Annotated in this window: 10 protein-coding genes; 5 read left to right on the top strand and 5 right to left on the bottom strand. The window is 68.4% G+C overall.

The window, feature by feature from the left end; genetic code table 11:
- Nucleotides 1-28: 28 nt before the first annotated feature.
- Entirely contained in the window at nt 29-2,713 is a 2,685-nt protein-coding gene (locus KEG57_RS01690; RefSeq protein ID WP_272418403.1) for an acetylxylan esterase family protein, read from the top strand.
- A 9-nt stretch (nt 2,714-2,722) separates the two neighbouring features.
- On the opposite strand, the gene KEG57_RS01685 is transcribed toward KEG57_RS01690, so the two are convergent.
- Complete coding sequence (locus KEG57_RS01685) at nt 2,723-3,253, bottom strand: mismatch-specific DNA-glycosylase (protein WP_272418405.1); 531 nt, start codon at nt 3,251-3,253, stop codon at nt 2,723-2,725.
- 70 nt (nt 3,254-3,323) lie between these two features.
- Here KEG57_RS01685 and KEG57_RS01680 point away from each other — a divergent pair, with 70 nt between their 5' ends.
- Nucleotides 3,324-4,130: an acetate and sugar kinases/Hsc70/actin family protein gene (locus KEG57_RS01680; RefSeq protein ID WP_272418406.1), complete on the top strand. Its 807-nt coding sequence runs from the start codon at nt 3,324-3,326 to the stop codon at nt 4,128-4,130.
- A 64-nt stretch (nt 4,131-4,194) separates the two neighbouring features.
- Nucleotides 4,195-4,824: a hypothetical protein gene (locus KEG57_RS01675; RefSeq protein ID WP_272418407.1), complete on the top strand. Its 630-nt coding sequence runs from the start codon at nt 4,195-4,197 to the stop codon at nt 4,822-4,824.
- A 15-nt stretch (nt 4,825-4,839) separates the two neighbouring features.
- Here KEG57_RS01675 and KEG57_RS01670 read toward each other — a convergent pair whose 3' ends face one another.
- Entirely contained in the window at nt 4,840-6,417 is a 1,578-nt protein-coding gene (locus tag KEG57_RS01670) for a tetratricopeptide repeat protein (protein WP_272418408.1), read from the bottom strand.
- A gap of 96 nt (nt 6,418-6,513) precedes the next feature.
- Here KEG57_RS01670 and KEG57_RS01665 point away from each other — a divergent pair, with 96 nt between their 5' ends.
- Entirely contained in the window at nt 6,514-8,418 is a 1,905-nt protein-coding gene (locus tag KEG57_RS01665) for a serine hydrolase domain-containing protein (RefSeq protein WP_272418409.1), read from the top strand.
- Between the two features lie 12 nt (nt 8,419-8,430).
- Here KEG57_RS01665 and KEG57_RS01660 read toward each other — a convergent pair whose 3' ends face one another.
- From KEG57_RS01660 to KEG57_RS01650, 3 genes are all read right to left on the bottom strand, one after another.
- On the bottom strand, nt 8,431-9,537 hold the full coding sequence (locus KEG57_RS01660) for an HmuY family protein (protein ID WP_272418410.1): 1,107 nt from the start codon (nt 9,535-9,537) through the stop codon (nt 8,431-8,433).
- A complete protein-coding gene (locus KEG57_RS01655; protein ID WP_272418411.1) occupies nt 9,534-11,528 on the bottom strand; it encodes a TonB-dependent receptor plug domain-containing protein in 1,995 nt (664 codons plus the stop codon). The genes KEG57_RS01660 and KEG57_RS01655 overlap by 4 nt, the downstream gene beginning before the upstream one ends.
- Before the next feature lie 112 nt (nt 11,529-11,640).
- Nucleotides 11,641-13,830 carry a S9 family peptidase gene (locus tag KEG57_RS01650; protein ID WP_272418413.1) on the bottom strand — a complete coding sequence of 730 codons (2,190 nt, stop codon included), beginning with the start codon at nt 13,828-13,830 and terminating at the stop codon, nt 11,641-11,643.
- Between the two features lie 348 nt (nt 13,831-14,178).
- On the opposite strand from KEG57_RS01650, the gene KEG57_RS01645 reads away from it, so the two are divergent.
- Nucleotides 14,179-14,838 (top strand): hypothetical protein, encoded by a 660-nt coding sequence (locus KEG57_RS01645; protein WP_272418414.1) that lies wholly within the window; start codon nt 14,179-14,181, stop codon nt 14,836-14,838.
- Nucleotides 14,839-14,868: the final 30 nt, after the last annotated feature.

The following is a 14,868-nucleotide window of genomic DNA, read 5'->3' as shown; positions in this document are numbered from 1 at the left end:
ACCGTCGCGGCCACTGGAGGATCTTTCCATGCGTCGAACTCGTCTTGCCTACGCGCTCGTGCTCGCCACCCTCGGCGCGGCCGGGTGCGGCTCGGACCCCGCGCCCGTGACGCCGCCGCCCGCGGCGCCCAACGAATACAGCCTCGGAGGCACCGTATCGGGCCTCGAAGGGAAGGGCCTCGTCCTCGAGGTCGCCCTCCCCGGGGATCTCTTCTCGAATCTCGCCATCGAGGCGAACGGCGAATTCACCTTCAAGCCCGCCCTCGAAGGCGGCGACAGCTACGAGGTCACGGTGGCCGTGCAGCCCGCGGATCCCGCGCAGAGCTGTACCGTCAAGGGGGGCAAGGGCGTCGTGGCAAGCGCCGACGTGACCGGCGTCTCCGTCGAATGCGTGAGGCTCCCGGCGGATCCGCGCTGGATTGGCGGCGAGGTCTCGGGCCTCAAAGGAACGGGCCTCGTCCTCCAGAACAATGGCAAGGACGACCTCTCCGTCACGATGGACGGCGCCTTCCAGTTCGCGACGCCCCAGGCCGACGGCGAGACGTACGACGTCACCGTCTCCGCGCAGCCCACGAATCCCGCGCAGACGTGCGCCATCGAGGCGGGAAAGGGGACCGTGGACGGCGCCGACGTGAAGGGCGTCCTCGTTAAATGCACCGACGACCCGCCGGTCTTCAACGTGGATCCCAGCACGATCGACGTGACGAACGCGGATCGCTGCGATTTCCTGGACACCGCCCATTGCCTCTTCCCCTGGCCGAACGACCATTTCACCGTGGCCGACCCCACGACGAGCACGGGCCGCCGCGTCGCGCTCCACCCGCTTTCGATGCCCGTCAATGCCGAGGTCGACCTCTCCCCGGCGGTGAATGCACCGGCGGGCACGATCGTGAGCCCCGGCGGGATCGGAATGGATCCGACGGACTGGAACCGCGCCGATGGTTTTTCCCCGGGCCAGATGCTGCTCACGTACGTGCCGGGCCTCGACCTCGGCATGACCGGAATCGGTCCGATCACGCACATGGAGCGCTCACTCGAAGCCGATTCGCCGCTCGTGGTGATCGACGCCGAGACCCTCGAACGCCATCTCGTCTGGGGCGAGCTCGATTCGTATGCGACGAGCGACGCCACGCGCGCCCTCATCATCCGCGCCGGCATGAATTTCCGCGAAGGACACCGGTACGTCGTGGCGCTGCGCAACTTGAAGGACAGCGCCGGGCAGATCCTCGAAGCCTCGGACGCGTTCCAGGTCTACCGCGACGCGATCCCCTCGAACGTGCCGGCGATCGAGGCCCGGCGTGATTCGATGGAGAAGATCTTCGACGTCCTCGCGGGCGCGGGCGTCGAGCGCAAGGAGCTCTACCTCGCCTGGGATTTTACGGTTGCCAGCGCGAACAGCCTCGCCGGCCGCATGCTCCACATCCGCGACGACGCCTTCGAAAAACTCGGCAATGCGGCGCCCACGTTCACGATCACGCAGGTCCTCCAGAACCCCGACGCGAACCGCTCGCGCCGCATCATCGGCACGTTCACCGTCCCGAATTACCTGAACCAGGCGAACGGCGTCGCGGGTGCGTCCTTCAATTACAATGCGCCGGACGACGGCCTCCCGGATCAGTTCGACGGCAGTGGCACGCTCCAGGCGAACTTCATCTGCAACATCCCGCGCGCGGCCCTCCCGGACGGGAACGACGCGACCTCACCCGTCGTGCCCGGCCGCGCGGCGCTGTATGGCCACGGCCAGCAGGGATCGGCGAGCCAGGTGAACGGCGGAGCCGCGACCGGCGAGCTCTCGAACACGTACAATTTCGTGTTCTGCGCGACGGACTTCATCGGCATGTCCTCGGGCGACAACGAGAACATCCTCCGCCTCGTCACCGAGTTTGGCAGGATGAACACGCTCGCCGACCGGCTCCAGCAGGGCCTCTTGAACAACCTCTTCCTCGCGCGGCTCATGATCCACCCGCAGGGCTTCATCTCGGATCCGGCGTTCCGGGGCGGCCCGCAGAACCAGCCGCTCATCGACACGAGCGACGTCTTTTATTACGGCATCAGCCAGGGCGGCATCCTCGGCGGTGCGCTCGTCGCGATCTCGCAGGACATCCGCCGTGGCGTGCTCGGCGTCACGGGCATGAACTACAGCCTCCTTCTCGACCGCGCCACGGGCTTCGATCAGCTCCGCGTCTTCTTCGACCAGGCCTACACGAACGAGTTCGACCGGCGTTTCGTCTTCTCGTCCGTGCAAATGCTCTGGGATCGCGGCGAGACGAACGGGTATGCCTGGCACGTCGGCAATGATCCGCTCCCGAAGACGCCGACGCACGCGGTGCTCATGCAAAACGCGTTCGCCGATCATCAGGTCACGCAATGGTCGGCCGACGTCGAGGCCCGCACCATCGGCGCGGGGATCCACGTACCCGTCGTGAATCCGGGCCGCTCGATCGACACGACGCCTTATTTCGGCATCGAGCCGATCGCGAGTTATCCGCACTTCGGCTCGGCGGTCTTCGTCTGGGATACGGGGCCGTTCGATGCGATGCAGAACAAGGGCACGCCGCCGCCGCCCGTCGAGAACAAGCCGCTGCGCGACGGCGTCGATCCCCACGGCGTTCCGCGCGTGCAGCCCGGCGCGCGTCTTCAGATCTCCGAGTTCCTGCGCTCGACCGGCAAAATCATCGATCCGTGTGGTGACATGCCCTGCCTCGCGCCGTAGCAAGGCCCGCTAAGCGCGTTCGAGCGCGCGGGCCACGACCCGGTAGTGCTCGAGCATCTCCGCATACGAAAAATGCGCATTGCGCCCGCTGGGGTTCGGGACCACGAAGACCCGGGCCCCGCAGACCTCCTCTGGCTGCTCGCCGCAGGGGATGGGCTCCGAGGCCTTCTTGTTCAAATAACTCCGACAAACCGTGATGCCCACGAAGACCACCATGCGGGGCCTGAACTTCCGGATCTTCGTGGTGAGCGCGCGCCTGCCCGCGTCGTAGTCCTCGCGCCCAAGGTCCATCACGCCGCGTGTCGCGCGGGCGACCAGGTTCGTCAGCCCGAGGCCGTGATCGAGCAGGCGCATCTCGTCCTCGGGGGCGAGGCGCACGGGGACGAGGCCGCTCTCGTGGAGCAATTTCCAGAACGCGTTCGCCGGATTGGCGAAGTTGTGCCCCTTCTGCGCCGAGAGGAGCCCCGGGTTGATCCCGATGAACAAGGCGTCGAGGTCCGGAGCGAGGATGTCGGGGGTGGCAAACGTTCGCGAGGGCATGGCGAGAAATGCCCGATCTTAGTCCCCTCGCAGGGTTTGTCCACGGGAACCGTGATATCGTGCGGCCACCATGCCGTCTGCTCCTCCCGTCCTCGGCCTCGACCTCGGCGCGACCCTCACGAAGATCGCGTTTCGCCAAGGCGAGCTTCACACCGAGCGATGGCCCTCGCGCGACCTCGACGCCATCCGCGCGCGTATCGCCGAGCTCGCTCCCCGAAGCATCGTGGTGACGGGCGGCGGCGCGAGCGCCCTCGGCGCGGCCGTGGAGGGCGTCTCCGAGTTCGAGGCCTGGTCGCTCGGCGCCGCGGCCCTCGCCGCCGAGGAGGGCCTGGCCTTGCCCGCGCGGCACTTGCTCGTCTCGGCGGGCACGGGCACGTCGGTGCTCGTCGTCGACGGCGACTCGGCCGTGCGCGCGGGCGGGACGGGGCTCGGTGGGGGCACGCTCGTCGGGCTCGGAAGGTTGCTCGTGGGCGCGGCCTCGTTCGCCGAGCTTTCGGCGCTCGCGGCGCGCGGCAAGCGCGGGTCGGTGGACCTGCTCGTCGGTGACATCTATTCGCAAGGGGCGCCCATTCCGCCGCACCTCACGGCGTCCAATTTCGCGAAGCTCGCCTCGACGGAGCCGGCCGACCTCGCGCATGCGCTCGTCGGGCTCGTCGGCGAGAACATCGCGCTCGTTTGCGCGGGGATCGCGCGGCTTGCCGGCGCGGATACGGTCGTGCTCGGCGGCTCCACGCTCGCGGAGAACCCGGCGCTCGTCGAGGTCCTCACGCAGACGCTCGGGCTCACGGGGCTTTCCGCGCGTTTTCTTCGACGCGGCGCGTATTGCGGCGCCGTCGGGGCCCTCGTGGCCGGCGAGCGCCTCGCTCGGTCCGCCTGAGCGCTGCTTGCGAGCGCGAAACGAAGCGCGATACGATGTCACGACGATCGAGGGGCATGGGGCGATGAAACGCAATTGGCAACGAACGTTCGTGGTCGCAGCGGCGAGCCTCGCGCTCGTCGTGGCCTCCTCCGTGGCAGGGGCCGAGGGCGCGCCCTCGCAGCCGCAGCCGGGCTCCGCGCCGCCCGATCCGCGTTATCCTGCCCCGTATCCGTATCCCTATCCGTATCCTCCTCCGCCGTACGGATATCGTTTGCCGAGCGTCGACCCGCAGCCCGAGATCATCGAGTACGAGGAGGGCAAGCCGATCCCGCTCGGATACACGCGGGTCCATCGAAACCGCAGGAAGCTCGTCATCGCCGGCACGGTCTTGCTCGCGACGGCCTACGGGATCTCGCTCATGGGCGCGACGACCTCGGTGCTTTCGGGGGACGAACGATTCGCGATGATGTACATCCCCGTCGCGGGGCCTTTCCTCACCATCGGCGCGGCGAAGCGCGACTTGCCCAGCGGCCTGAAAACCGTGTTCTTGCTCGACGGTTTGACCCAGGTCGTCGGTACGGCGCTGCTCGTCACCGGCATCGCGTGGAAAGAGGATTTCCTCCAGCGGGACGATACGATCAAGCCCAAAGAAGCGCTCGTGCCGGAGCTCTTGATCGGGCCGGGATCGGCGGGTGTGCGCTTGCGGTTTTGAGCGAGTTCGTCCGGGCTAGCCCACGTCGAAGACCGTGCGTAGCTCGCCTTCCCGCGTGAAATAAGTGACGCAGGACGAGGAGCGATTGCCACGCAGCATCCGGAGCGCGTGCTCCAGCGTGGCGCGGCGTTCGCGCTCGTCCTCGACCGCGGGCAAGGCGAGGCCGAGCGCCTCCTCGGCGGCGTCCGCGAGGAGCCACGGCGCGCGACGCGTGAGCTCTTTCCAAGCTGCATCACGTGCATCGGTGTGGCCGAGGTCGTCCTCCGCGAGCCAGAGGTTCACCCAGGCGCTCGCGCGGGAGGGTGTGTCGCGGCACGTGCGCGCGAGGTCTTCCACGGCTGCGGAGTGATCCCCTCGCAATCGATGCGCCTCGCCACGAACCCCGTACAGCGTGGGACCCACGAGCGCCGGGGCGCAATCGATGCTGCGCTGGAAACAGGCGAGCGCCGCGGCGTATTCGCTCCTGAGGACGTGCACCGCGCCCATGCCGATGTGCAGCCATCGGGCGCGAGGCTGGATGGCGAGGCCACGACGGAAATCCTCCTCGGCCTCGTCGACGCGCCCGAGCCAGAGGAGCAATTCGCCCCGGTAGGCATGCGGGTGATGCGAGCGCGGATGATCTCGCAAAATGGCGTCGAATTCGCCGAGCACGTCCGCGGGGGTGCGGCTCCGGATCGACCATTGCAAGATCTTGGCGCGTTGCCGCGCCGAGCTGCGGAGCGGCGGCAGCGTGCGCGTGGGCGGGTCGCCGAGCCGCGCGAGCATCGCCTCGGGGAAGAGGTGCGCGAGGAGCCGGAGCCTTCGCGCGCGTGGAGCCGTGAGACCGCCTTCCTCCTCGTAGGATGCGTCTCGGAGTCCCCACGCGAGTGGCGCGAGCGCGGCCTCCGGGAGCACGTCCCAGGCGCGGTTCACGAGGCGCACGGCGCGATCGAGGGCGGGGGCCAGAAACCGCCGATACCGCGCGTGCTCGATTTCGGCTTTGCGGCTGGGTTCGTCCGGGCCACGGACCATCGCCGTGAGCGCCTCGACGTCGAGGAACCCGAAATGCCGCCGGCCGAGCGCGACGAGCTCCAGATCGATCACCCAGATCTGCGCCTCGTCCGCGATGTGTTTGGCCGCGAGCAGATCCCGAACAGCGCCGCGCGGGTCGCCGCTCGCGCTCTTCTCCCGGGCGCGCATCACGAGCGCTTCGGCCTCCGCGGACCGAGGATGGGATGTCTCCGAAAAGCTTGTTTCGTTTGGCGCGCCGAACGCATGCAGGAGGACGCCCGCGCGCTCCCGCAGCGCGGGTTCGTCGGGCGCCAGCGCGATCACTCGCTCGACGTGCCGTTTGCAGCCCAAAAACCGCCCCGCGCTGCGCTCGAAGCTCGCCGCGGCGAGGTGCACCTTCGCCGCCGCGCGTGGGCCCTCCGCCGTCGCGAGCGCGAGCGCCTGCGTGATCCATGCATCGAAGAGGCGAAGGTCGCCGAGGCGAAACGCGAGGCGCGCGGCTTCGAGCGCCTGATTCACGTCGCGGGCGGACGCCGGAGCGTGGCGCCCGAGCGCTTCCCAGGCTGCACGTGCTCCACCTTTGCGCCCCTCGTCGATCGTCACGACACGTTTCGATACGTCGAGCGTTCGCCGGCGTAAAGCGGGAACCGCCCTTTTTCGTTGGCACGCACGCGCCGGCGGGGCGAAGATGCGCGCTCGATGGTGCCCGCCCGCCGGATTCTGCCCCTCGCCGCGCTGCTCGTATCGGCCTGCGGATCTTCGAAGCCGCCCGAGGTCGCGAAGGCCGAGGGCCGCGACATGCAGTTCGCGCGCCCCTCGATGCAGCCGCCCGTGTTCCTCGATCCGCAGCGGAAAGAGAAGCTCGCCGCGGCCTTCCCCGCGATCGAGCGATATGTCGCGGACGAGGTTTCGCGCCGGGGGTTGCCCGGCGTGGCCGTCGGGATCGTGATCGACGGCGAGCTCGTTTATGCGAAGGGATTCGGCGTGGCTGACGTCGCGACGAAGGCGCCCGTCGACAAGGACTCCGTGTTTCGGATCGCCTCGGTGACGAAGAGCTTCACGGCGATGACCATTCTGCAGCTCCGGGACGAGGGAAAACTCTCGCTCGACGATCCGGCCGCGAGATATGTCCCCGAGCTTGCCGGCCTCCGGTATCCCACGCGCGACGCGGCGCCGATCACGCTCCGGCAGCTCCTCGGGCACGGCGCCGGGTTCCCCGAGGACAATCCCTGGGGCGATCGGCAGCTCGGCATTTCCGAGGCCGAGTTCTCGAAGATGATGCGCGAGGGGTTTCCCTTCTCGACGTCGCCCGGATCGACGTTCGAGTATTCGAACACGGGATTCGCGATCCTCGGGCGCGTGATCACGAACGTCTCGGGAATCGATTACGCGGACTCTTTGCGTACGCGGATTCTCTCGCCGCTCGGGATGAACCGGACGGTCCTCGACGAGCGGATGGTCGAAAAGAAGCATCTCGCGCGCGGATATCGGAAGGAGGGGGATACGCTCGTGCCCGAGGTGAACCTGCCGCACGGCGCGTACGGGGCCATGGGCGGGCTTTATTCGTCGGTCGCCGACATGGCGAAGTACGTGGCGTATCACCTCGCGGCGTGGCCGCCGCGTGACGAGCGGGAGGCGGGGCCGGTCCGGCGAAGCACGCTGCGCGAGATGCACGAGATCGGCCGCTCGACGGGGCTCTGGGCCTCGCCCGGACTCGGGGACGAGCCGCCGTCCGTGCGCGCGACGGGATATACGTTCGGGCTCGGCACGTTCGAGACGTGCGAATTTTCGCGAGGCGTCTCGCACACCGGGGGTTTGCCCGGGTATGGGTCGGTGATCCAGTTCTTGCCGGATCACGGCGTCGGGGTGATCGCCATGTCGAACCTCACGTACGCGCCCATGTGGCGGATCGCGCGCGAGGCGTTGCGGCGCCTGCACGAGACGGGCGCGCTCGTGCCGCGCGCGTTCGTGCCCTCGGAGGCGCTCGTGCGGGCGAAGGAGGCCACGAGCCGGCTCGTCGCGAAATGGAGCGATGCGGAGGCGAATGCGATCTTCGCGGATTCGATTTACCTCGACAAACCACGCGAAAGATGGGCGGCGGATGTCGGCAAGCTCCGCGCCGCGCACGGCGCTTGCCGAGAGGAGGGGACGTTCGAGGCGGAGAACGCGCTCCGCGGAACGTTCCGGCTCGAATGCGAGAAGGGGTGGATCGGCGTGTCGTTCACGCTCGCGCCGACCTCGCCGCCGCGGATCCAGTTCCTCGATTTCCGCAGCGTGCTGCCGCCGCCGAGCGCGCTCGCGTCGGGCGGGGACAAACTCGTCCGGCTCGTGAATCGATGGGACGACGCCGCGGCGGCGGAGCTCTTCGATGCGAGCGTGGACCTCGGTCGCATGAAGGCATCCCTCGCGAGCCTGAAGGAGATTCGCGGGGCGTGCCGGATCGGCGACGTGATCGGGGGCGACGGCGCCACGCGGGCGGGCTTCCGCCTTTCGTGCGAGCGATATCCGGTGGCCGTGGAGATCACGCGGAAGGCGGGCGCCGAGAAGATCGACGGCGCCCGGTTTTTCCCGGTACCCGGGGAGGCCGCGCGGTGCGCGCAATAGGCGCGCACCCGCTCATTGCTGCGGAACGCCCTCCGGCTTGACGCGCAGGACCACCTTGCCCGGCCCGTCGGCCGTCGCGCCGTCGAAGCGGTCGAAGACCAGGAGGTACCGCGAAACGCCGTCCGCGGCCGATTGCACGAGCCAGGTGGCGTCCGTCGGCGCGGGCGTCGCCGCCGCCCGATCGATCCAGTAGTCCGACAACGCGCTGAAGATCCGATCGCCCCGCCAAACGAGCTTCGGATCGGACAGCTCCGCATGTCCGACCGCGTCGAACCGCGGGAGCTCGGAATCATCCGTGCGCGTTTTGACGATGTCGAGCGTTTCGTCCTTCGTCTCGGCCGCGTGCAGATCGACGGCGGTCACGCCGCGCGGCCCGCCGAGCTCGCCATTGACGCTGACCGAGGCGCGGCGGAAGCAGAGGTGCCAGTCCTTCGTGGTGAGCGCCTCGGCCGGCGTGTGTTTCGTCCGCGCGCCCGTGCCGAGATCGAGGCATTCGCTGGGCGCGTCCTCGGGCGCCTGCGAGCCGCCCGCGGTGCCGTCGATGTCGGCGAGCGTCTGCGTCGGGCCCACGCCGGCGGACGTCACCTCGGCCCACCGGACCCGATAAATGGCCGCCACCGGCGCGCCTTGTTGCTCGGCGTAATACCCGAGGACCTGCACCTTCCATTGCTTGTCGCCGTCGCGCACGCCGTACACGTGATAACGCACCCAGAGCACGTGGACGCTCGGATCGTACGCCCAGAAATCACGGAACGCGCCGCCCGATTCGTCCTTCGTCATGAAGGGGACCGCCGGCGCGATGCCGTCGTCGAACGTCACCGCGTCGAGCGGACCGAACGCCCCGCCCTCGCCGGACCCGGACGCGCCGCTGTTCGTGAAGACGTCGAGTTTCTCGAATGCGAGATCCCAGGCCGTCGAGGCCGTGGCGTCACCCTCGGGCACGACGATCTCGGGTTTTGCGAGCGAGACGTAGGTACGCCCCTCGGCGGGGACGGGCACTTCGAACGTCGCGTCGTTCTCGTTGCCCGGGGGCTCTCCCGTCGTCGCGGGTTTGCCCACCTCCTCGCTGCAGGCGCAAAGAAGGAGCGGAAAAGCTGCGGCCAATACTGATCGTTTCATGGTTCCTCCGCGGGAAAGTCGGCCGTGAGGCCAAGGTAAAGGGTCCGCCCCTGGACCGGCCGCTGGTCGCCCAATCGGCTGGGGTCTTTCTGGGCGCCGAGCGCGTTGAGCACCCCGGCATAGGCGCGGACCCCGCGAAAAATCGGGCGCGCGATCCGCGCGTCGATCGTCTGGAAGCCGGGCGTGCGCAAGCCCTCGTCGAGGAAGGCATCGGTAACCATGCGATACCGGAGCACGAGCTCGAGCCGCAGCGGCAGGTCGGCCCGGATCGCGGTGACCACGGTGTGCGGCGGGCGGCCTTCGAGCGGGCGCTCGTTCTCGTCGTCCCGGGTCCAGAGATAGGAATACCCGGCCTCCGCGCGCAGCACGTTCGCGAGGGTGAAGGCGCCGTCGATCTGCGCGCCGAACGTGCGCGCACGGCCGATGTTGCGGTAGGTATAATCGTCGATGCCGCCCTGGCTCGCCGAGGGCCGGATGTCGATGTCGATGAGGCCGTCGATCCAGTTCGCGAAGACGCTGCCGCGGATCTGAAAGCCGTTTTTCGATCGATAACTCACGTCCCCACTCGTGCCCCACGAGGTTTCGGGGCCGAGATTGGGATTTCCGAGCACGCGATATCCGAGGGCGCCGTGATCGAAGGCGAACCCGATTTCCTTTGCCGCCGGGGCGCGAAACCCGCGCCCGACGGAGGCCCGCACGGTGACGCTCGGCGAGGGCTGATACGAGAGCGCGAGCCGCGGCACGGCGACGCCGCCATAACGCAGGTGCATCTCCACGCGGCCGCCGGCGAGCAGGGTGAGCGAATCGAAGAGCTTCCAGCCGAGCTGCGCATACCCCGCGACGCTGCCCAGCGTGACGGGGACGAGCTCCTCGATCGTTTTCGTCTGCACGGCGCCGCTGATGAGCTCGGCGCGCGTGAGCGATTGCGAGAGTTTTTCCACCTCGGCGCGCATGCCCACGACCCAGGTGCGCCGGCCGTCCGCGATGGTGCCGGTCGCCTCCAGGCTGGAGAGCGAGGCCTCGCGGTCGCGGGTCTCGTCGATCGGCGATTCGTATCGGTCTTTCTGGGTCGTGTCGAACGCCCATTGTTGCCCGAGCGCGAGGCGCAGGGTCGATCCGCGGCCGAGATCGACGAGCTCGACGAGATGGACGGCAAATCGATTCGTGCTCTGCGGCAGGTCGATCCGGTACGTCCCGAGGCCCGGGACGACCTGGCTTTGCCGGCCCTCGGATGCGTCGTGGATCCAGCGCACGCGGCCTTGCAGGCGCGTGCGAGTATTGATGTTTCCGCCGACCCGGAGCCCGACCATTCCCTGCAGGCGCGAGGGCATGGCGAGGTCGACCGCGTCTTCGAGGAGCGAGACCCCGTCCGTGCGGAAGAAATTGCCGTCGAGCGTGGCCCAGGCCCGCTCGCCGCGCCACGCCGCATTGCCCTGGGCGATGACGCCGCGGCGATTGCGACCTTCGAGCCGCGCCCGCCCGCTGAATCCCGGGTGCAGGGGTTGTCCTGTGACGACATTGACGACCCCGCCGATCGCGCTCGTGCCATAGAGCGAGCTCATCGGCCCGGCGACGACCTCGACGCGGGCGACGTCCGAGAGCGGCATGCGTGAGAGATCGATCGCGCCGCCCACGTCGCCGATGACGCGCTCGCCGTCTTCGAGGACGAGCACGCGTTGTTTGTCGAGGCCCTGGATCTGGATCGCGCTCGGATTGCCGATGTCGCCGTACGCCGACGGATTGATCTGGACGCCGGGCTGCCCCGCGATTGCCTCGGCCACGTTCGTCGCGCCGCGCCGCTCGGCCTCCTCGCGGGTGACGACGTCGACGCGCACCGTGGCGCGCTGGCTCTGCTCGGGCATGCGTGTGCCCGTGACGACGACCTCGGCGCCTTTGTCCTTGCCGCTCGGCGCAGGCTCCTCGGCGTGTGCCGTCGCCGCAGCCAGCAGCGAGGCCCCGAAACACAGGACGGCCGAGGTTGAAAGTCTCATCTGCGTAGATGAAAGTGACTTTCAAGTTCTAGACGGGAACGCTGAAGAAGTCAAGAACAAGCGGAAGACGTCCGGCCGCGTACGGTCTTCCGCTTGTTCTGTGTGCGTTGTCTCAGAGGTTCCGCACGAAATAGTCGCGGATGAGCTCCTCCATGTAGATGCGGTCCGGGGGACGGCGGGGCATGTGGCGCTCGTCCGGGAAGAGGAGGAGGTCGTACGGCTTGCGGGCGGCGATCATGGCATTGATGAGCCGCGCCGTGTGTCGGAAATGAACATTCTCGTCGATGAGGCCGTGCACGAGCATGAGCTTGCCGCGGATGCCATCGACGTGGCGCATCACGCTGCTGTCCTCGTAGCCGCGCATGTTCTCCGACGGCATACCCATGTACCGCTCGGTGTAATGGGTGTCGTAGCCGTCCCAGTGCGTGACCGGAGCGCCCGAGACCGCGACCTTGAACGTCTCCGGCGCACGCGCGAGGCACATCGCGGCCATGTATCCGCCGTAGCTCCAGCCATAGACGCCGACACGCGTCGGATCCGCGAGTCCCTGGGAGACGAGAAAGCGGACGCCGTCGACCTGATCGTCGACCTCGATCGAGCCCATGCGGTGCTTGATCGCACCCTCGAACGCGAGCCCGCGCCGCGCGCTGCCGCGGTTGTCCACCATGAACACGAGATACCCGAGGCTACGCAGCCATTGCGGGCGCATCGTGACCGTCATGTTCCAGCCGTTCGTCACGAGCTGCACGTGAGGGCCGCCATATACGTAGACGATCGTCGGGAAGGGGCCCTTGCCGAAATGCGCCGGCGGGCGATAGAGCGCGCCATACAAAGTCTCGCCGTCCCGCGAGGGGAACGAGACGATCTCGGGCGGCGTGAGGCCGAGCGCGGTGATGCGAGGATCGGGCTCGTCGTGGATCGTGGCGAGCACGGCGCCGTCCTCGATCGACCGGAGTTTTACGGTGGGCGGGCGATCGTTCGCGTGATGGACGTCGACGAAACGACGGCAGGCGCGGTCGCAGGTGACCACGTGCATGCCAGGCTCGGTGGTGATGCGTCGCATCTCGCCGCCGTCGAGAGGCACGGCATAGAGGTGGCTTTCGAGCGGGCCCGCGGCCGTGGCCGTGAAATAAACGAAGCCGCCCTTTTCATCGACGCCGCGGACGTCGTCGACCATCCACGCCCCGCGCGTCAGCTCGGCGACGAGGGTTCCTTCGTGGTCGTAGCGATAAAGGTGTCGATACCCCGTCCGCTCCGAAGCCCACAAGAATCCACCGTCCGCGAGCGGGCGGAGGAGGTCGTGCAGGTTGATCCAGACGTTCGTCTCCTCGCGCAAGAGGCGCGTCCGCGCGCCCGTCGCGCGGTCGAAGCTCACGAGCTCGAGCCAGGTCTGCACCCGATTCTGGAGCTCCGCCGCGAGCCGGCCGCCCGCGAGCCAATGGACGCGGGCGAGATACACTTCTTCGCCGTAGCTCGTATCCACCCAGACGGGCTCGCCACCCGACACGGAGACGACGCCGAGCCGCACGCGGGCGTTCTCCTTGCCGGTGAAGGGGTAATGGTGGTCCTCTTCCGCCTCGACGCCCGTCGTGGCCTTGCCCTGGTGGACGATTCGATAAATGGGGATATGCGTCTCGTCGACCTCGGCGAACGCAATCCATTTCCCGTCCGGCGACCACCAGTACCCGTGGTGCCGCGACATCTCCTCCTGCGCCACGTATTCGGCGAGGCCGTGCGTCTTGCCCGTGCCCCGCGCGCCCGAGGTGATCTGCCGCGGCGAGCCGCCGGCCGCATCGACCACATAAAGCTCCGCGTCACGGACGAACGCGACAAAAGCGCCGTCGGGCGAGAGCTGCGGGTCGAGGATCGGCGCGCCGCCGGACGCGACAAGCTTGCGGAGCGGCGCGCCGGGACCGTCCTGCACGTAGAGATCACCCTTGATGGGCACGAGCACGCGGCTTGCGCGGTTCGCCCAGGCGTACGTGGTGACGCCGATCTCGCGCTGGCGCAGCCGCTCGCGGCGTAGCGCCTCCGCGAGCGAGACGTTCTCCTCGGTGGTACCGCCGTCGGGCGGCGAGACGAAGAGGTTTTCTTTCCCCGTCTGGGGGTCGAAGACGAAGAGTTGCCGCACGAGGCTGCGCTCGGGGCTCTTCAGATAGGTGATCAGGCGATCGTCGGGGCTAAAAGCCACCTGATCGGGGATCGCCATGCCCGGCAGCGGGTGGCGGGCGACCTCCTCCACAGCGAGGGTGCCCTCGGCGGCTTCGAGGGCCTTCGGGGCGTCGGTTTCGGTAACGGACATCGTGGTTCTTTCCGGGTGAGCGTGGCGCGCAACGTATACCATCGCCGCGGGAAACTCCACGCGAGCGACCACGCCCGAGGGAGACGACGAAGAGGGCGGATCGTGAGCGGGTGTGATGTCGGCCACGGTTTGACCGGATTGCGCAACGGGTCGGGGGCGGGTTGCGCGAATTGCGCAACGGGCGTTTCACAATTCGCGCAAATGGCGCGGGGCGTCAGGAGCTCTCCTGGGCTTTCCGGGGGTGGATGGTCGGGCACGTTCATTGCCGATCGTCCGGACGAATCCCACGGGACGGCCAGGATGCGCGTCCCTTTAGCGCCCCGTGCAGGTACACAGGCAGGTAACCGCATGCGAATCTCCCTTCTCGTCGCCTCGAAGCTCGCGCTCCTCGCAACCCTCGTGACGGTCTCGGCGAGCGCCGCCGAGGACGCGCCCGTGGATGCGCCGCCGCCTGTGCCCGCGAAGCCGCGCCTGTTCCACGTGGGCATCTCGGGCGGCGTGGCCTACCAGACGGTGCGCGTGCCGATGGTGATCCCGACGGCGTACGCGGCCGCGACGCTCGGCCTGCACGCGGGTTACAACGTGACCGACCGGCTCTCGATTGGCTTCGAGGTGTCGACCATCGAGAAGAACATGGGGCGCGGGGGGCCCTTCCAGAGTTTCGATCCGGGGCTCGCGCCGCAAGCGGGGTGCAACAACTGCGAGCCGCCGCCGTTCGGCGGCTGGGTGAAGAACACGACGGCGGTCTTCGGGACCCTCGGGCCGCGCATCGAGTTTTCGCCCTTCGGCAAGGACGGCCTTTACCTCGGCGCCGCGGCCGGGCTCGCGTTCCTCTGGGGCGTCGATTCGACCTACGGCTTCGGCGGCGCGGGTCGCGTGGGTTATCGCGTGCGCATCGCCGACATCCTCGGCCTCGCCGTCGAAGGCGGCGCCCAGGCGCAGGCGTTCGGCAGCGGCGCCTACACGACCGCGCCTTACGGGATGGTTTATTTCCGGCCTTATTTCTGAGGGCATCACAAAGCCGCCCCCGATCCCGGA

The organism is Polyangium jinanense, from assembly GCF_028435365.1.
The sequence above is the reverse complement of the archived record's forward strand: the minus strand, read 5'-3'. Positions and strand labels throughout refer to the sequence as shown.